At 44.1% G+C, this 19412-nt stretch carries 15 protein-coding genes; 13 read left to right on the forward strand and 2 right to left on the reverse strand.

Going from position 1 to position 19412, the window contains the following annotated elements; translation table 11 throughout:
* Positions 1-142: 142 nt before the first annotated feature.
* Positions 143-2053: a biosynthetic arginine decarboxylase gene (speA, locus tag D1814_RS08490; RefSeq protein ID WP_118491343.1), complete on the forward strand. Its 1911-nt coding sequence runs from the start codon at positions 143-145 to the stop codon at positions 2051-2053.
* Positions 2054-2130: 77 nt separating this feature from the next.
* On the opposite strand, the gene D1814_RS08495 is transcribed toward speA, so the two are convergent.
* Entirely contained in the window at positions 2131-3279 is a 1149-nt protein-coding gene (locus D1814_RS08495) for a serine hydrolase domain-containing protein (RefSeq protein WP_118491345.1), read from the reverse strand.
* 223 nt (positions 3280-3502) lie between these two features.
* Between D1814_RS08495 and D1814_RS08500 the strand changes: the two genes are divergently transcribed.
* The 3 genes from D1814_RS08500 to D1814_RS08510 are packed head-to-tail and all read left to right on the forward strand — an operon-like array spanning position 3503 to position 6402.
* A complete protein-coding gene (locus D1814_RS08500; protein WP_118491347.1) occupies positions 3503-4957 on the forward strand; it encodes a DNA-3-methyladenine glycosylase 2 family protein in 1455 nt (484 codons plus the stop codon).
* Positions 4958-4959: 2 nt separating this feature from the next.
* Positions 4960-5472, forward strand: a complete 513-nt coding sequence (locus D1814_RS08505) for a methylated-DNA--[protein]-cysteine S-methyltransferase (RefSeq protein ID WP_118491349.1) — start codon at positions 4960-4962, stop codon at positions 5470-5472.
* Between the two features lie 45 nt (positions 5473-5517).
* Positions 5518-6402: a DMT family transporter gene (locus D1814_RS08510; protein ID WP_118491351.1), complete on the forward strand. Its 885-nt coding sequence runs from the start codon at positions 5518-5520 to the stop codon at positions 6400-6402.
* A gap of 17 nt (positions 6403-6419) precedes the next feature.
* Here D1814_RS08510 and D1814_RS08515 read toward each other — a convergent pair whose 3' ends face one another.
* Entirely contained in the window at positions 6420-7841 is a 1422-nt protein-coding gene (locus D1814_RS08515; RefSeq protein WP_118491353.1) for a sensor domain-containing diguanylate cyclase, read from the reverse strand.
* Positions 7842-8073: 232 nt separating this feature from the next.
* Here D1814_RS08515 and glmU point away from each other — a divergent pair, with 232 nt between their 5' ends.
* From glmU to D1814_RS08560, 9 genes are all read left to right on the forward strand, one after another.
* Entirely contained in the window at positions 8074-9432 is a 1359-nt protein-coding gene (glmU, locus tag D1814_RS08520) for a bifunctional UDP-N-acetylglucosamine diphosphorylase/glucosamine-1-phosphate N-acetyltransferase GlmU (RefSeq protein ID WP_118491355.1), read from the forward strand.
* A 348-nt stretch (positions 9433-9780) separates the two neighbouring features.
* Complete coding sequence (locus D1814_RS08525) at positions 9781-10821, forward strand: Gfo/Idh/MocA family oxidoreductase (protein WP_118491357.1); 1041 nt, start codon at positions 9781-9783, stop codon at positions 10819-10821.
* A gap of 202 nt (positions 10822-11023) precedes the next feature.
* On the forward strand, positions 11024-11833 hold the full coding sequence (locus tag D1814_RS08530; RefSeq protein WP_118491359.1) for a DeoR/GlpR family DNA-binding transcription regulator: 810 nt from the start codon (positions 11024-11026) through the stop codon (positions 11831-11833).
* Positions 11834-11835: 2 nt separating this feature from the next.
* Positions 11836-13668 carry a glutamine--fructose-6-phosphate transaminase (isomerizing) gene (glmS, locus tag D1814_RS08535; RefSeq protein WP_118491361.1) on the forward strand — a complete coding sequence of 611 codons (1833 nt, stop codon included), beginning with the start codon at positions 11836-11838 and terminating at the stop codon, positions 13666-13668.
* Positions 13669-13821: 153 nt separating this feature from the next.
* Positions 13822-14640, forward strand: a complete 819-nt coding sequence (locus D1814_RS08540; protein ID WP_118491363.1) for a TnsA endonuclease N-terminal domain-containing protein — start codon at positions 13822-13824, stop codon at positions 14638-14640.
* Positions 14627-16711 carry a Mu transposase C-terminal domain-containing protein gene (locus D1814_RS08545; protein WP_118491365.1) on the forward strand — a complete coding sequence of 695 codons (2085 nt, stop codon included), beginning with the start codon at positions 14627-14629 and terminating at the stop codon, positions 16709-16711. Before D1814_RS08540 ends, D1814_RS08545 begins: the two co-directional genes overlap by 14 nt.
* Entirely contained in the window at positions 16708-18333 is a 1626-nt protein-coding gene (locus tag D1814_RS08550; protein ID WP_118491367.1) for an ATP-binding protein, read from the forward strand. The genes D1814_RS08545 and D1814_RS08550 overlap by 4 nt, the downstream gene beginning before the upstream one ends.
* 218 nt (positions 18334-18551) lie before the next feature.
* Entirely contained in the window at positions 18552-18764 is a 213-nt protein-coding gene (locus D1814_RS08555; RefSeq protein WP_118491370.1) for a hypothetical protein, read from the forward strand.
* Between the two features lie 221 nt (positions 18765-18985).
* Positions 18986-19369, forward strand: coding sequence for a MerR family transcriptional regulator (locus D1814_RS08560; RefSeq protein WP_118495350.1), 384 nt, complete (start codon positions 18986-18988; stop codon positions 19367-19369).
* Positions 19370-19412: the final 43 nt, after the last annotated feature.

Consider the following 19412-nt stretch of genomic DNA (forward strand, 5'->3'; position numbering starts at 1 on the left):
TAAACAAAATTAGTCGCGACAATAGATATTTTACATCGCAACAACGCTCGCGTTCAGCCATGTGTTGTCTATAATACCCGGCTTATTTTCGCACTTACTTTGCTAGGTATTAACCTAGCCCACTTACACATAGGTGAATAAATTGTCAGATTGGAGCATCGAAGAAGCGGAGCGCGTCTATGGCGTGTCTCAATGGGGTGGTGGCTATTTTCAAATTGGTGAAAACGGCAATGTCCATATTACCCCTGTTCCTGAAGATCCTAGCATTCGAATCGACTTTAATTCGGTAATAGAAGATATCCGCAAAGAGGGCGTACAGTTTCCTGTTGTTGTGCGTTTTCACGACATTTTGCGCTCTCAAGTGGCCGGTTTAAACAAAGCCTTTAGAAGCTCAATCGCAGAAGCGGAATACCAAGGCCAGTATCAAGGTGTGTATCCGGTAAAAGTCAATCAAATGCGTGAAGTGGTTGAAGAAATTGTTGATGCAGGTAAACCTTACAATTACGGCTTAGAGGCAGGTTCGAAAGCTGAACTACTTACCGTATTGGCAATGAATACCAACGAAGACTCGTTGACAATCCTTAATGGCTATAAAGACGATGAAGTGATGCGTCTTGCACTGTTAGGCAGAAAGCTTGGACGCCGAGTGGTTGTGGTAGTGGAAAAGTATACCGAACTGCTTTTACTCGTGAAAATTTCAAAAGAGCTAAACATCGACCCTATTATCGGTGTGCGCTCTAAAATGACCGTGAAAGGTCGTGGTAAGTGGGAAAGCTCAGGTGGTGAGCGTGCAAAATTCGGTTTAACCATTACAGAAATCATCAACGCAGCCCGCTATCTTGAAGAGCAGGGCATGGCTCACTGTTTAAAGCTGCTCCACTTCCATATTGGCAGCCAGTTAACTGACATTCGCGCCGTTAAAGAAGCGGTAACCGAAGGTGCGCGTATTTACGCAGACCTTCATAAAATGGGCTTTGCGCTGGATTATGTTGATGTGGGTGGTGGTCTTGGTATCGACTACGACGGCAGTAACTCAACGAATGAGTCATCACGTAACTACAGCATGCAAGAATACGTTGCCGATGTCGTCTATGGCATGAAGGAAATGTGCGACCTTGAAGGCGTACCGCATCCGCATTTGGTAAGTGAAAGCGGGCGTGCAATCACTGCTCATCACAGCTGCGTTATTACAGAAATTGTGGGCGAGATTAAGTCTAATGCATCGCATATGGACACGTCTGCAAAAGAAGGCGAGCACTTCTTTTTGAAAAACATGCGTGAACTTGCTGATACGTTTGATGAACAAACAAATATGCACGAAATTTACAACGACGCTTCTCAGTATAAAGAGCAAGCGCTCGATGCGTTTAAGCTGCGCGTACTCACGTTAGAAGAGTTGGGCAAAATAGAAACGCTTTACTGGGATATCATGGGGCGCTTACAGAAATGGTATCGTAACGAAGAATACGTACCAGAAGAGCTACAAGAGCTAGATTATAGTTTGTCGTCTCAGTATCTGTGCAACTTCTCTGTGTTTCAGTCGGCTGCAGATACGTGGGCTATAGATCAGCTTCTGCCAGTAGTGCCACTTATACGCATGAACGAAGAACCCACGGTTAATTGCTCGCTAGTGGATATAACCTGTGATAGCGACGGTAAAATCGACCAGTTCACTATTGGTCGCGAGATCACTGATGTGCTGCCAATGCATCCACTTAAGAAAGACGAGCCTTATTACATTGGTTTGTTCTTAACGGGCGCGTATCAAGACGTCATGGGCGACATGCATAATCTGTTCGGTCGCTTAAATGAAGTGCATATTTACAGCTACGATGACGATCCGGAAGATTTCTACATTGAAGAAGTGGTGAAAGGTTCGTCGGTAGAAGATGTGCTTAACGTTATGCAATATAACCCGCGAGCAATGGCATCAGATGTGAAGCGTATGATAGACAAGCACGTGTGGGACGGGAACTTAAACCCTCGTGAGGGTGTTCGCTGGACTGATTTCTACGAGAAGTGCTTAGCGGGTTACACTTACCTTAAGCAATAAGACGGATTAGTAAGCAATCGAGAGCCTACTATTACTTAATATTTGAGTTCAGCAGACTCATTGAGCCGATGCCGCTACTACTTAGCTGCGTCGGCTTTTTTCAAATAGCGCTTCCAAAGTTCCGCTGTTGTAGAATTAATCATATTCGACTCTGCGTTCATCAGCATCACATAGCCTACTTTTCTCTCGGGCATAAACGCCACATCGGCGCGATAGCCTTTTACCCAGCCTCCATGATAGTTAAGCTGCACGCCATTTAAGTCATAAATACGCCAGCCTAAACCATAGTGAGCGTCGCTAATCATGCCGCGCCAGCCCCTGCGATAGGTTTCGCGCTTTGTTCTGACTCGTTTTGTTGTGACATAGTCCACCATTTCATCAGAAATCACCGTTGGGAATTCGCCAAGCAGTGCCTGCAAATAAATGGTCATATCTGAAATACTGGCATTAACACCTGCAGCGGGGGAAAAGCGGTAGTAGTTGCTTTCCACTTTTCCTTCACGCCATTTATTTCTGGCAATAGCAATATGAGGTTGTGCCCACGACTGTGATGCAAGCAATCCGCCTTTGCCCACGCTGGCGGTCTTCATGCCTAATGGTGAGAAAAGGTTTGCCTGAAGCTGGCGCGAGTACGAGGTATTGTTGTTGCTAAAGTAGTACTCCAACGCGCCGAAAAGTGCATTTTGATAGGTGTAACATTCGCCAGGTGCGCACAGGGGTTCAAGCTCACCAAGGGATTTCAATACGCGTTCTAACGAATAGTCGGCTTCAATCAGGTTGTCGTAGGCATTGGGCATAAAGCCACTGGATTGCCCTACAATGTGTTGTAGCTGAAGCGCACCCATTCCTTTACCTGTGAAAGGAATATCGGGCAATAACGTCGAGATGGGGGTTTCCCAGCTAAGTTGGTTTTTCTCTACCAGTTTTGCCGATAGAAGGGCGGTGAAGGTTTTTGAAACAGAGGCTAGCCTGAATACTGTATCTTCGGTAACTTTCTTACCGCCTTTCTTACGGGTTTTTCCGTAAACGTAAACTCGCGGCGCTTTTCCCTGTTCGTAAAACACAAATGCATAACCAGGGACATTGTATTTTGTCGCTTCTTTTTTAACGTGTTTTGCATAGTCATCTAACCAATCAGCAGAAGCACTTTGCGTTATGACCATAAGTGTTGCAAATAGCCATAGTGGAGCCAGGCTCAGTAGTGAGAAGCGCGAAGAGTTCAGCATATAGTCAGCTCATTGTGCCTGTGACTTCAAGGTTACTTCACAGGGCGTTCATTATTATTATCTCGTTATTATGCGTTTAGCCGCATCAATGATCAAATGTCGCTAATTATACTCACTGATACTACCCCTTGATTTTATAGAGTACCGATTTTGTCGTACTTAAAAATTAAAGACACGATACACTATGCTCTGGTAACAAGTTAAAGGCGAGCGCTGCATACTTATGTTAGATAACGATGTTGTGCAAGATGAAGAGGTTTCACAAAGCGAAAGTTTAGCTGAGTCTGTGTTTTCCAAAGCGAGACTTAGCAGAGATCCGCGTTTTGACGGTCGATTTTTCGTTGCAGTAAAAACGACGGGCATTTTTTGCAGGCCCATTTGCCCAGCACGCTTGCCTAAAGAAGAGAATGTTACCTATTTCGAACATGCGACGCAGGCCATGGCGCAAGGCTATCGCCCTTGCTTTCGGTGCCGACCCGACAGCGCGCCTCATTCTGCGGCTTGGAAAGGTGTGGGAGCAACTGTAAGTCGAGCGCTATCGCTATTATCTGCTATTCCTATAGAGAGTGTGGCAGATATTGCCTGTCGTTTGGGTATAAGTGAGCGCTACTTAAATAAGCTGGTCGTCAATGCGGTAGGTATATCGCCTAAACAGTTTCAAAACATGCAGCGCGCTTTGTTTGCAAAACAGCTTATTCAACAAACCCATTTGTCTATGACGGATGTATCGGTAACCGCAGGTTATCAGTCGCTTAGGCAATTACAGCGAGCGGTAGAACAATATTGCGGAGCCTCGCCGACCAAGCTTAGAAAAAAGCAGGATACTGAACATAAGTCGATATCCTTGTTTCTTGCTTATCGCCCTCCGTATAACTGGTCTTATGTACGTGATTTTTTAGCAGCGCGCGCCATTGAAGGTATGGAACGAGTGACCAAAAACAGCTACCAACGCTATTTTTCAAGTCAGTCCAGTGTAGGGGTCTTCAAAGCAGAACATGATGAGGCGCGTAACGGTTTCAATGTTCACATTGATATGCTGGATTTGGGCGCTCTTCATACCGTAATAGAAAACATAAAGCTGGTTCTAGACCTTCTCGCCGACCCACTATTAATAGAGCAAAGCCTATTGCAGGCAGGGCTGTCACAAGAGCAGTTAACATCAGGTCTACGCCTCCCTAGCGCGTGGAGTGTATTTGAAAGCGGTTGCCGCGCTATTGTCGGGCAGCAAGTCAGTGTAAAAGCGGCTATTGGGCAGGTAACGTTACTGGTACATCAGCTAGGCGAAAGGGTACCAAGCGTAATGTCTTCACACGGCTTTGGTACGGAGGTAAGTGAACACTACAGCTTTCCTACACCAGAAGCTGTCGTGGCCAATAACCTAGAGTTTTTACGCATGCCACAGGCGCGAAAAAACGCGCTGCGCAGCTTTGCGCAATTGTTTGTTGGCGATAGCATGCCAGCACATGAAGATATTCTTGCCATTAAGGGCGTGGGCCCATGGACACTAGATTATCTAAAAATGCGTGGTGAGAGAAACCCAGATATTTATCTGGATGGCGATTTAATTGTTCGTAAAGTGGCACAGCAGTATCCGATTGAGCCTAATAAAGCCGCTCCGTGGCGCAGTTATTTAACCCTTCAGCTTTGGCAACTTAGCAACCAGCAAAAAGAGTCTTAATCATGACATACACAGGTTTCGTAAATAGTGTTCAAGGCCCAGTCAAAGTAGAGGCGACTGATGAGGGAGTAACGGCCATCGCGTTTTTAAGTACAAATGAAGCTAAGCAATACAACTCCCTTGATGGTGAGGTTTACGCCCACACGCATTTATGTGCTAACGCAATTACCGATGAAGCGTGCTGTCAGCTTAAGGCGTATTTCGACGGAAAGCTTCAGGAGTTCGATTTACCGCTTACACTGAAGGGGACTGCGTTTCAAACCCAAGTCTGGAAGGCTTTACAACAAGTGAAGTATGGTGAAACGGCCAGCTATTTAGATATCGCAAAGGCCATCGGCAACCCTAAAGCCGTTAGGGCCGTGGGTATGGCAAATGGTCGTAACCCTATTGCTATTGTAGTGCCTTGCCATCGTATAATTGGCAGTAATAAAACCCTAACAGGCTACGCAGGTGGATTGCCCCGAAAGCAGTATTTACTCAATTTAGAGGAAGCCCAAGGGGTGCTCGGGTTATAAGAGAGTGGTCATAAGAGATGGTGATAAGGGAATGGTGATAAAAGAATGGCAATAAGAGACATTATCTCGCTGCTGGTGTTAGCAGGGATTTGGGGCGGTTCGTTTATTTTTATGCGTGTTGCGGCACCAGAGTTTGGCATTTATGTGTTGGTGGCAATTCGTACCCTACTAGCAACGGCTGTGCTATTTCCTTTACTGTTATTGCGAGGCTCGGTTAAAGATATAAAAAATCACTGGCTTGCCATAGCGCTAGTAGGGTTAGCAAATACCGCCGTCCCATTTGTACTTTTTAACTACAGTAGTCTGCATTTAGAAGCAGGCGTTAACGCTATACTAAACGCTACGGCGCCAATGTTTGGGGCTATTGTTGCGTGGCTTTGGTTGGGCGATAAACTTACAAAGTCAGCGGTTGCTGGGCTCTTTGTTGGCTTTGTCGGCGTTACCGTTATTAGTCAGCAAAAGCTTGGCGAGGGCGATATCAGTTTGTTTCCCATTTTAACAGCGCTTTTAGCTACAACAGGCTATGGGATAGCGGCGTGCATGATGAAAAAATGGCTGCAAGGGGTAAAGCCTTTAGTTGTTGCCACAGGCAGTCAAGCTATGGCCAGCATTATGTTAGCACCTTTTGCTCTTGCAACTCTGCCAGACACAATGCCAAGCGTGAATGCATGGGTAAACGCCGTGGCGCTAGCCGTCGGTGGTACCGGCATCGCGTATATATTGTATTTCAAACTTATCGCCGATATTGGCCCAGCAAAGGCCATCACCGTCGCCTACTTAGTGCCGCTATTTGGCATTATTTGGGGCGTACTTTTCTTGCAGGAGCATTTGTCAGCTCAAACCATAGTGGGAGGCTTAATGATTTTGTTTGGTGTTGCGCTAACCACTGGCGTTCTCAAACGAAAACGCCTTAAGGTTAAACCTGCTTAAATTGAAGTTCGCTTAGGCTAGTCTATCAGCTGCATTCTTACTAAATTGCTGCCGTCGCGTTTAGCTTGATAAAGCGCGTCTTCAGCATGTGCGGTTACCTCGTGCATAGCGCGAGGTGACGCAGTATATGAAATACCAATAGAAGCGGTAATTACTACCTCGGGCAAATCTTGAAGAGGGGGAAGCGTAGCAATGCCGTGTCGAAGGTTTTGCGCCATATCGAATGCCACGTGTGGGCCAGTGTGAGGTAATAGGATAATAAATTCAGCGCTACTCCATCTGCCTACTACGTCCTGTTCGCGTATGTTTTCAGCGAGATAAGACACCACTTTATCGAGAATGTCGTCGCCTGCGTTTCCTCCATGAGCGTCAACAATTTCTGAAAACTCATCAACACTTACCAACATAACGCTTAGTGACTTGTGCTCGGCCAATAACGTTTTATAAATAAGCTGTAAATTATCCTTTTCAGGCAGACGGTTGCTGTGGCGTACCACTAAGTCTGGCTGCATATCTTTTCTGAAATAATACAGAAGGTTGTAGATCAGCAAGAACAGTGAGAATACAACCACAAGCAGTGTTACCACGCTAAAGATAAACGCTTGAGAAATTTCTGCCTGGCGGTCTTCTAGCGGGCTTAATAGAAATACGGTCCACCCGAATTGATTTAGCTTAACTTCGGCAATAAGAAAGTCTTTTTGGTCAATAGTAACTAACTTATTGTTCAACGCTTGCTCGCTTTGAATCGTCATGGGGAGACTGGCATACCAGGGAAGTTCAGATAAGTTGGTAAAATCAGAATAAGAGGCAATAAGGCTTGGGTCTGAAGACAACATAATGTCTCCCTCGCCATCTACAAATAAGAAGTCATAGCCGTATTCTTGTTTGTAAGTATCAAATACTTCAATAAAGCTACGTAAGCTTTTTCCTACGCCGAAAAAGCCTAAAAAGCGACCATCTTCATCGTGAATTTTTATATCAATATAAAAGTGCGTGTCTTCCCACTTACCAATATCGGCAACGGCATCGACGGGATAATCGCGGTATTTGAAGTACCAGCTCACTTCACCTTCAATAAGGTTAATAATGCTGCCATCAGAATTGTATTGTTTTCTGTCAGCTTCACTGGCAATGAAAAAAGATAAACCAAATTCGTTTTCAAGACGATCCAATGTTTTGAAAACGGCTTCTTGGTCTATATTCTCGCCATCCATTAAGTCTACCAGTTCAGTAGAATGCCCCAAAGCTTCAGAAATATGCAGTGGCTTAAGAAGTTGCTCAACGATAAGCGAAATAGCAGGCGACAATGACTGTTGCTGCGCTCGACTTTGTTCGGCAACGATTTTTGAAATACTGAAATGAACCAGTGTCACAATGGCGATAACCACTACCGCAAATAACACCAGAATACTTCTATGTAGTGTACGAAATGTGTTCACAGACTGCGCATGCTCCCTTGCCTGACTGAACCTTACCTAGATTAAGAGTATACCTGTTGCAATAATGAACTACTAGGCGATTTATCTTAACTTAGACTAAATAACGAAGAACGAAAGCGCAATGCAAAGTCGTTAGGTCAGACCTCGAAATGAAGATATCGCTGACATATTATTGTCCCTTAGTTACACTATGCTTCGTTTTTTCATTCTCTTTGCGAAATAAAGGAATTATATGGCTTTCTCAGTGGTTGTTTTAGCAGCGGGTAAAGGTACTCGTATGAAATCGTCGTTGCCAAAGGTATTACATAAAGTGGGCGGCGTGCCTATGGTGCAGCGAATTATCAACACCGTTAAATCACTGGGTGCGGATAATATTCATTTGGTCTACGGCCATGGCGGTGACCAGCTAAAGGAAACGATAGCTGAAGATAATTTAAATTGGTGCTTACAGGCCGAACAGTTAGGAACAGGTCACGCCGTTCAGCAAGCAGCGCCACATATTAAAGATGATGAAGATGTACTTCTTCTTGTTGGCGATGCACCACTTATTCGTGAAGAAACATTGAGCGCATTAAAATCAGCGAAGGAGAGCTGTGACTTAGCCTTGTTGACTGTAAATTTAGACGACCCTACAGGTATGGGGCGCATTATTCGCGAAAACGACAATATTACCGCGATAGTCGAGCATAAAGACGCTACAGAAGCACAGCGTGAAATTAAAGAAATCAATACCGGCATGATGATGATGTCTGGCAAAGACCTTAAACGCTGGTTGGGCGAGTTAAGCAACGACAATGCCCAGGGTGAATATTACCTTACGGATGTCATCGCAATGGCTGCCGCGGAAGGCAAGCGTATTCAGTCTGCTCAACCGCAGTCAGCGGTAGAAGTGGAAGGCGTAAACAACCGGTTGCAGCTAGCTAACTTAGAACGTGCACTTCAACACCGTCAAGCCGACGAGCTGATGATGAACGGGGTTACTTTATTGGATCCCGCTCGTTTGGATTTACGCGGCCAGCTAGAAACCGGTAATGACGTAATTATCGACGTTAACGTCATTATTGAAGGTCAGGTTACGCTAGGCAGTAACGTTACTATTGGCGCTAACTGTATCCTGCGAAACTGTACCATTGACGATAACGCCGTGATTGAAGCAAATTCTATTGTTGAAGAAGCCAGTGTTGGTGAGGCTTGTACAGTTGGACCTTACGCTAGATTGCGCCCTGGTGCAGTAATGCAGAAAAATGCCAAGGTGGGTAATTTCGTAGAAATGAAGAAGGCCACGTTAGGTGAAGGCGCCAAAGCGAATCATTTAACCTATTTAGGCGATGCAGAAGTTGGTGCTAAAGCGAACATCGGCGCAGGTACAATTACCTGTAACTATGACGGCGTGAATAAGTCTAAAACCGTGATTGGCGAAAACGCTTTTATTGGTTCCAACTCGTCGCTTGTTGCGCCAGTAAATATTGGTAGTGGCGCGACTGTGGGGGCTGGTTCTGTGATCACCTCAGCGGTCGACGAAAATGCACTAGCTGTTGCTCGTGGCAAACAGCGCAACATTCAAAATTGGCCGCGTCCTACCAAAAAATAAAAGCAAATCTTGGTCAAAGACGGCTTAACAGCAATAAAGAGCTAGGGCTGGCAAATACAAACCGTTATTTGCTAGCCCAATAAATCAAGCAGTTTTATAAAAAGCTTTACCTTTAAGACAGTCTGCTAATGTAAGCCACTAGGCTACACGACTAAAGCAAAGGGCTAGCGCTACGTTTTAGCGTAAGCTTCTAGCAAAAGCATTTAACGCGTGGTCGCATACTTTACTCTTCCATTTAATCCACTCACTTCAAGTCTTTAAATAATGAACGCTCAGTCATTTTCACCAGCATTATTTGCTGTTAGTGTGTGTTTACTTACTATAAAAAGCTAATTTCATGGAGCTGCTATGATATCTACACTACTCGTCGGCTTTGGGTTTTCAGCCACTACGTTCCATTTACCATTTCTAAATTACCTACCGCAGTTCTCGGTAGATGTGGTTATTTCATCAAAACCCGATGTGGTTAAGGCGCTTTTACCTGAAGCTGAAGTGTACAGCTCGTTAGAAGAAGCGCTAAAAATTCACGATGTAGACTTGGTGGTTATCACAACGCCGAACCATCTGCACGGTCGGCAAACTAAATTGGCCTTAGAGCACAGTTGTCATGTGTTGGTAGAAAAGCCATTTACACTGGATAGCGAAGAAGCAGAAGCACTAGTAGAGCTTGCAAACGGCCAGAACAAACAGCTTTGTGTATATCAAAACAGGCGCTTTGATGGCGACTTCCTTACAATTAAACAACTTATCGACGACGGAGTAATTGGTGAGATTAAACGCTTGGAAAGTCGTTTTGACAGATTTCGCCCAGTGCCTCGGGATAGATGGCGTGAAAATGAAGGCCCAGGCAGCGGTATCTTCTGGGATTTAGGCCCGCATTTAATAGACCAAGCATTAGAGCTTTTTGGTAACCCAAAAGCGGTGTCTGCAAATATAATGGCGCTACGTGAAAACGGTCAATCAGACGATACCTTCGATGTTACGCTTCACTATGGCGATAAGGTTATAAAATTGGGTAGCTCTGCTTTTCAGGCAGGCAAAACCTTGCGCTACGACGTGCAAGGCACTAAAGGTAGCTTTCGAAAGTTCTATCTAGACCCACAAGAAAGCCAGTTACGAGAAGGGCTGTCTTTTGACGATCCAGGCTGGGCGATAACCAGTGATAAGGAACATGGCGTGCTAACAGTCGCAAGCAAGAGTGGCGAGCTGGTGGAAGAAACTATCGAAACACGCAAGGGTGAATACTTAACGTTTTTCAATCGTCTTGCTCACGCCATTGAAGACGGTCAGTTTTCGCCAGCTAACGCAAGCACTGTTGTACCTGTTATCAAGGTCATTGAGTTAGCTATACAAGCGAATGAGCAAAAGCAAACACTGTCGTTTAATTAAACAAACTATCTTGATCAAAGTTTCAATTTAACTTACGATGCTTTCAATTTGTAATCCATAGCTTTCGTTTTGAAAGTTATGGGTTGTGAGAAGCGTATTTTTTACGAAATACTCATGAAGCTGACGCGCTGGCCTGTTTGTTCAACTAGCTCCCAACGCGTTCGCAAGCGCTAAAGTAATTCGTAAAGTCATTGAGGTTATATTGAAAAGCAGTAAATCAGTTGAGCAGCGCCGCCAGCAGATAGTGGCGTGGGTAAAAGAACACGGTCAATCACAAGTTGAAGATTTGGCCGTGCGTTTTGCTACCTCTGAAGTGACGATAAGAAAAGATCTTGCTGCCCTTTCTCGACAAGGTTTACTTATTCGCCAGTTTGGTGGCGCAGTGCCTGTGCCATCAATAGCCTTAAATACTCACTCTTCTCAAGCCATCACTAATGAAGCATACTCAAGCCAAACGACTAGCCCAATAACTAACGCCATAGGTCAATGTGCGGCAGGTTTAGTTAAACCGGGCAATAAGATAGTAATAGATTGCGGCTCAACCACAGCTTCAGTCTTGCCTTACCTATCGGATATCGATGATTTGGTGGTAATGACCAATACGCTATCCACTGCCAATTACCTTACACGAAGTGCTAAAGAGCCCACGGTGTTAATGGTGGGAGGGACATGGGATGCCCAGTCTCAGTCGTTCCAAGGTGCAATGGCTGAACAATTAGTTAGCGCCTATAGTTTTGACATTGCACTTATTGGTGCAGCGGGCATTGATGTAAACAGAGGCACAACCACCTTTAATGAACTGGTTGGTGTGACGCGGGCCATGGCCGAGGCTGCGACAAAGGTGGCGGTATTAGCCAGCTCAAAAAAATTAACCCATAAAATGCCTAACCTAGAGCTGAGTTGGAAAAACATTTCTGTTTTGATCACTGATGAAGGCATTAGTGATAAAGACAAACTTAATATTGAAAATCAGGGCGTGACCGTGCTTATTGCAGCGCCGAGTGGAGAATAATTATGTGTGGAATTGTTGGCGCTGTTGCTGAACGTAACGTGGTAGAAATTCTTCTAGAAGGATTAAAAAGACTAGAATATCGCGGCTATGATTCAGCTGGTGTAGCGCTATTGCAAAACGACGGCACACTCACCCGTATTCGTCGTACAGGTAAAGTGCAAGAGCTGGCTGACGCGGTGGCAGAAGGTGAAGCGTTAGGTACTACGGGTATCGCGCACACCCGTTGGGCAACCCACGGTGGCGTAACTGAAGTGAATGCTCACCCGCATTTTTCAACCGAGCGTGTTGCCGTTGTACACAACGGTATCATTGAAAACTACGTAAATCTAAAAGCGCAGTTAAAAGATAAAGGCTATACCTTTACCAGCGATACTGACACTGAAACCATTGCTCATACTGTGCACGAAGAGCTGAAATCGGGCAAAGCCCTGCTTGACGCAGTACAAAGTGCGGTTAAAACTTTCCACGGGGCTTATGGCACCGTCATCATGGATAAAGAAGACCCAAGCCGCGTGGTGGTTGCACGCTCGGGCAGCCCGCTAGTTATAGGCTTAGGGCTTGGCGAAAACTTTATTGCGTCAGACCAAATGGCGCTTTTGCCAGTAACTCGTCGCTTTATCTTTTTGGAAGAAGGTGACGTAGCCGAGATTACGCGCCGAGACGTTAAAATCTTTGATAAAGACGGTAACGCCGTTGAGCGTGAAGTGATTGAGTCAAACGTAGAGCACGATGCCGGTGACAAAGGGGGTTATCGTCACTACATGCTTAAAGAAATACACGAACAGCCAACGGTTGTGCGCAACGCGCTTAAAGATCGTATTGATGAAAACGGTCTTACCGCTGATGTATTTGGCCAAGGTGCTGATGAAATATTTAAAAAGGTTAAACACGTTCAAATCATTGCCTGTGGGACTAGTTACCACGCGGGAATGACGGCGCGCTACTGGCTAGAGCAGTACGCCAATGTGTCGTGCAACGTTGAAATAGCATCAGAGTTTCGTTACCGCAAATCGGTAGTGCACCCAAACAGCCTGCTTATTACGATTTCTCAATCAGGTGAGACAGCCGATACGCTAGCCGCACTTCGCTTAGCCAAAGAACTGGGCTATATGTCTAGTTTGACCATTTGTAACGTTCAGGGCTCGTCGTTAGTACGCGAATCTGACTTAGCATTTATGACCCGCGCTGGCGCGGAAATTGGCGTAGCATCGACCAAAGCCTTCACTACTCAGCTTGCTGCTTTCTTGATGTTAACGCTTGCATTAGGCAAAGAGAATGGTATGGCCGAGGCCGACAGCAAGGCCATAGTTTCTGCGCTTCACAGCTTACCTGCAAAACTAGAAGAAACCTTAGCTATCACTGGCGGTATCGAAGATTTAGCTGAGGAATTTGCCGATAAAAACCACAGTCTGTTCCTAGGCCGTGGCGATCAATATCCCATCGCTATGGAAGGAGCCCTTAAGCTTAAAGAGATTTCTTACATTCACGCCGAAGCCTATGCGTCTGGTGAATTGAAACACGGACCGCTTGCGCTGATTGATGATGAAATGCCGGTAATTGTGGTTGCACCGAACAACGAACTGCTTGAAAAGCTAAAGTCGAACGTTGAAGAAGTGCGCGCTCGTGGCGGTATCATGTATGTCTTTGCAGATAAAGATGCCGCGTTTGCAGGGGATGAAACCATGCGTGTTATCGACGTGCCGCATTGCGAAGCAGCTATCGCTCCCATTATCTATACCTTGCCGCTGCAGTTATTAAGCTACTATGTGGCGTTAATTAAAGGTACGGACGTTGACCAGCCGCGTAACTTGGCTAAAAGCGTGACGGTAGAATAGTAAACCACTATTCTAAAAAGCTTCCTGTTAGAGCATATTATATTTGGTACTAAACATATTATATTTGGTAACAAATAAAAATTTAGCATTAAATTAGGTATTAAAAGTAGATTAGTTTATGCTCTATGTCATAGATGGCATAGGGCGTAGGCGATGAAGAAACTGCAATGGCTGACAAGAGAAGAAATCGATAAGCGCTTCGCAAGCGGCAGAGGAATGGGCCGTAAAAGCGAATATCAGCCATGGATTTACATTCAAGAAATATCCAGTGATGGCACGAGTTATCGTGCCTTATCTCACCGCACCGGCAGAGTAGTTCACTTGCTTTCCAAGCTAGAATACCTTGCTTTTTCACTCTACGACTGGAATGAGTCAATTTATGACATTCGAGAGCAGTATCCGTTTGCTCTAGAAACCACTCTGGAAGTAGCCGACAAAGCGGGCATAAAACATCCGCAAAAAGGCAATAAATATCACGTATTCACCACTGATTTGTTATTAGACTTTGATGGGTTAGAGAGCAATCAAATCGCGATTCAGGTCAAATACAATGATGAGCTGATGGATAAAAATGTTATTGCTAAGCTCGAAATAGAGAGGCGAAGTTGTCTGGCCAAAGGAATGCAGTGGAAGTTAATTACTGAACTCGACATACCTCATGTTCAACAAGCCAATATTGACTGGATACTAGGAGGAAAAGACCTTCACATTGGCGAATCTATTCAAATGCAAGTTTATGATCTTTGGGAAGAGATAAAGCGCTTCCCTGACATTAAGCTCGCTAAAGCATGCTCAGATTATGATAAGCGTCATGGCCTACCGTTAGGTGAAGCATTAAAGCTAGCTCGAAACGCCTTTAGCTATCGATTGCTGGCGTTTGATATCCATAAGCCCTATCAATATCTTATCTGCTCTGACATCCATAGCGTGTCCTTCGGGTTCGATAGCGGAGATTTATATGCTGTTGGTTAATAGCGTTGTGCATGAAAACGGACAATTTTATAGGGTGTTAGCCATCACACCGGAACACGCTATTTGGATTGATATATACAAACGACTTGCTGATCCTATTGAATTTGACCTAGGCGCAATAACCGAAGCTATTCAAAGCAAACACACACAAGTCGTCAGTGATCCATTCATCGATGAATCGCTAAAACGCCCCACCGAAGCTCAAAAAAAACGGTTAGAAGAAAACTGGTCAGTTATGCAAAAAGTTGCTGATAATCCTTATCGGCTCTTCAAACATGGATGGCTTCGACTCTACGAGGAAGTTATCGATCAGAATAATCCTGAGTTTTCCAAAAAACACTTTTACAAGCTTCTGCGTCAATTTTTACAGCGTGGTCAAAACAAGAATGCTTTAAGACCTGATTTCCATAAGCAGGGAGCGCCAAAGCAACCGAGAAACATTTCTAATAAAAAAGTAGGCAGACCGCGTATCACGACTGTTGGCAAAGGCATCCCAATTACGGATGAGATTAAACAATTGTTTAGGGAGGCAATTGATAAATATTATTTGAATTCCATGAGAATGCCGTGGACAAAAGTTCATGACCTAGTGCTACTTAAATTTAGGAAGCAATATCCCACTATTACACGACAAGATTCACCAACTATTACGCAGCTAAAACACTTGTTTAATATGGAATACAAAGCCATTAAAACCGCACAAGCGCGTAACACAGCAATAGCGTTCGAAAAGGACGTGAGGCAACTTACTAGCACAGCGACTGCTCAAGTGCTTGGACCCGGAGACAGGTTTGAGTTTGACGCCACCATCATTGATCTTTATTTGGTCAGTGAAAAAGACCCATCAAAAATTATTGGTCGACCCACGCTTCTTATTGTAATCGATGTTTTTTCTCGTTTAACGGCAGGTTTCTACCTAACTTTTGAACCACCATCCTATGTTTTAGCCATGATGTCATTGGCAAACTGTTTAGAAAATAAAGTAGACGTTTGTAGGCGTTTAGGCATTTCAATCGAGTTTGAAGATTGGCCAGCGCTAGGTCTTCCAACGGCAGTATTAGCGGATAAAGGAGAGCTTCTTACCCACCAAGCAGATTCTTTAGTCAACGTGTTTAACACCCGTATAGAAAACGCAAAAGCTCGCCGAGGTGACGCTAAAGGCATTGTTGAACAGAGATTTAGAACCTTACAGGCTGAATTTAAGCCTTATGCCCCCGGCGTTGTGACAACAGAAACAGTTAAAAAAAGAGGGGGTAAGGATTATCGCCTAGATGCGAAATTGTCTCTGCGACAAATGGAAGAGATCATTGCCTTACTTATATACAAGCATAATTTAAAAGGGATGAAAAAATATGATGCTGATGAAGGGATTCCCGATGACCTGCCCTACACCCCAAAAGACTTGTGGCAATGGGGAATAACGAATAGGTCTGGTGCCTTAAAATCATATGACGTGGAAAAGTTTAAGGTGCTAACTTTACCGAGAAATACCGCGACGGTTTCAAATGAAGGAATAAAGTATCAGTCTCTGACTTATAGTTGTTCAGAGGCTTTCGAAAAAGGATGGTTTATTCGAGACAAGCATCGAACCAGACCACAGAAAGTCGAAATAGGATTTGACCCAAGGAGCACGAATAAAATTTATGTGTTCCCACTGGGGCAGACTTCTCAGTATTGGATAGCGCAGTTGACCGACCGAAGCCGCGCGTATAAAGATATGACGTTTTATGAAGCCAAGCTTTCGATGCAAGTAAGTAAACTAGCAAACAGTGAGGCAGCCAATGCCAATAAAGACAAACAGCTCTCTGCTGATGAAGAAATTCAAAAGCGCATGGAGTCAGCAGAAAAGCGAGCCAAAACTGGCAGCATATCTACATCCAATAGTGCTCGTATTAAATCTATAAAAAGTAATAAAAAGGAAGCTATAGCTCAAGAGCGCAAGGATCGTGCGGTCGGCAGCATTCCTGATAATGGTACTAAAGCACCGCCAAATAATGTTCAACCGATGAAAAGACAGGAAGATTTCTCTCACCCTGATATTCCAGATGATATATATGGAGACGAAGATTGAAAACGCCTTATGTAGCGGTAACAGCAAATTATATTGATCCGGGGCTAGAAGAGTATCGTGGTAACCCGCTTATTGAAGCCTTGCCTAAGATTTACGAGGACGATCTTGTATTAGCAAAGACATTGGCATCCCGCCCAACACATAGTGAGGGTGACTTAAAGCTACATCCTAAATTGCGAATGCACGCGTTAGGGCGATTACTTGATGGTGACTTTTTTCATCCATTGCCAAACCACCTAAACCTCGAAAAAAAGTTGTCCCTGATGATTCGTAGCGGTTACGTTAAACGAAACCCTGCAAAACATTACGACAAAAAATTGATGCAAGAAAACTATTTAAAATCTCAAGGAAAAGAAGAGAGAATTCAAATATTCCCTACCACAGATCGATCAGTTCAGAGTACGACGTTAATTGGCTGCTCTGGAAGTGGCAAAACTACGGCGGTAAGGAAAGTTTTATCAACATACCCTCAATTAATTGAGCACCCTGACTACAACATGCATCAACAACTCGTCTACGTGGTTGTTGAATGTCCCTATAACGGCGATTTAGCGAATCTATGTAAGAATTTCTTTCACTCGATTGACGAGGTGCTCAATACTAAGTATCACCGACGCTATGGTTATGAGATTCGAGTAGGCGAAAAAACTTTATTGCAAGCAATGAAACAGATAGTGATAGACCATTCGCTGGGTTTACTTGTGATAGACGAGATTCAGCACCTGCAAGATACCAAAGACAAACGTGATGAACTGTTAAACTTTTTTACTGAATTGACTAATACCATCGGTGTTCCAGTACTTATCGTCGGAACTCCAAAAGCCTCGGGTATTTGGAAGGATTTGCGTGGCGCTAGGAGGGAAATTGGTTTTGGTAGTATGAACTGGGGAATATCCAAAACTGAAAGCGATATGAAGCAATGGCGGAGCTTTTCTATGCGACTATGGCGTTTTCAATGGGTTAAGAAGCGAACCCAAACGCCGGATAGCGATCTGCTTGAACACTTATTCGTACTGTCGCAGGGTATTATTGACATCACAATTAAGCTGTTTGTGATTGCACAGATAAGAGCAATTGTTACAAAAGCTGAAGAAATCACTATTCCATTGCTTGATACCGTTTATGCGGAAGAAATGAAAAGCGTACACCCTATGCTAGACGCTTTACGCTCTGGTAACGAGAAGGAAATCCTGAAGTATTCTGACCTTTTGATACCTACGGTTGATATTGAGGATGTTGTGAAAAACATGCCGCAATATGTTGAGGAACTTGATAAGTCAGAGCAGAGGGAGCCTGAAGAAAATGAGCTGAAATCATTATTAGAGTTTTTCAAACTCGACTACAAGGAGCATGTCAGTGAAATTGCGCTTTTAAAAGATGAGTACCCTGACATCGACAATGTCAGCCTTGTAAGAAAGTTAATTGCTGAAGTTGATGCAAGCAAAGTAAGTTTAAAATCGGTTCAGAAAAAAGAGCAAAAACCAAAGACCAACGTCATCCCTTACGCCAAATGGTCGAAGCTTGACCATGATGATCTTCGGTATATTCGTTCCCAGTCCAATACTGAGTCCGAGATGCACTCGAATCTGGTCAAGGCTGGCTTAATAGCTGCTGTGGATTAGCTTTATTTGCATGAGGTTGATTTTGGTTGTGAGAGCTACCTGTATTTGAAACATCTGGCTGGCTTTGTTCTTTTATACTACGACAGGACTTTTCTTTCTCATGAATCAACACTATCTTGTATGTTGAAGTTATTTGGTTAGGCATGAGAATGGGCGTATGAGTTTCTGGCAACTCTCGAAATTAGTCGGCTTTTAGCTTCTTATTCAAAGGAGATTTCATGGATAAACTTGATGTTCTTCGACTTGCTGAAAGGGTCGCCCAAGAATCGGCATCGGGTTCTATTGCGGCCGAACTTTTGAGTAATGGAAATGATTTGTATGAGCCTAGTCAGACAAGTAAGAAACTCAGGCGAATTACACCGAATGGTGAAATTTCCGAAGGCTATCTTAAGGAAAATCGATTCGTCGTAGAAAAGATCTTTACCGTTTAACGCGATAGTTGATTTTTTGGGAAAAGGGCTAATACTCTCCTCAGATTTACTAGTGTTATCAGGAAGGGAAATTATCGGTCTAATTACCGAGCGACTTTGTCGCATGAAACTTTGCAGTTACTGTTATTTTCCGCCATGAATCTATGAAAACTTGCTTTAAAGTATGACCTAATGCCACTTTTTGCTTAATGAAGATAGACTCAGACTATGCGGGGCAATTAATGTACACAATAAGTAAACTTGCGAAAGAAGCAAATGTAGGTGTAGAAACCATTCGTTTCTATGAAAGGAAGGCCTTATTGGAACAACCGATAAAACCATTGCAAGGATACAGGCAATATACACAGCAGGCACTTACCAGAGTGTTATTTATAAAGCGTGCTCAGTATTTAGGTTTTACATTGGCTGAAATATCATCACTATTAGTCTTAAGTGCCAGCAGCTGTGACGACGTCCAGTCCCTCGCTGAGCATAAACTGGATATTATTGAAGATAAGTTAAAAGACTTAAATCGTCTTAAAGGCAGCCTTGAATCCCTCGTATCAGACTGTAAAAACAACCCGAAAAACAAAATCTGCCCCATCATTCAGTCACTCCAGCCGTAAAATAACACTACCACTTGACTCCGTACCTAGATACGGAGTGTAT

The organism is Alteromonas sp. BL110 (assembly GCF_003443615.1).
Lineage (GTDB): Bacteria > Pseudomonadota > Gammaproteobacteria > Enterobacterales > Alteromonadaceae > Alteromonas.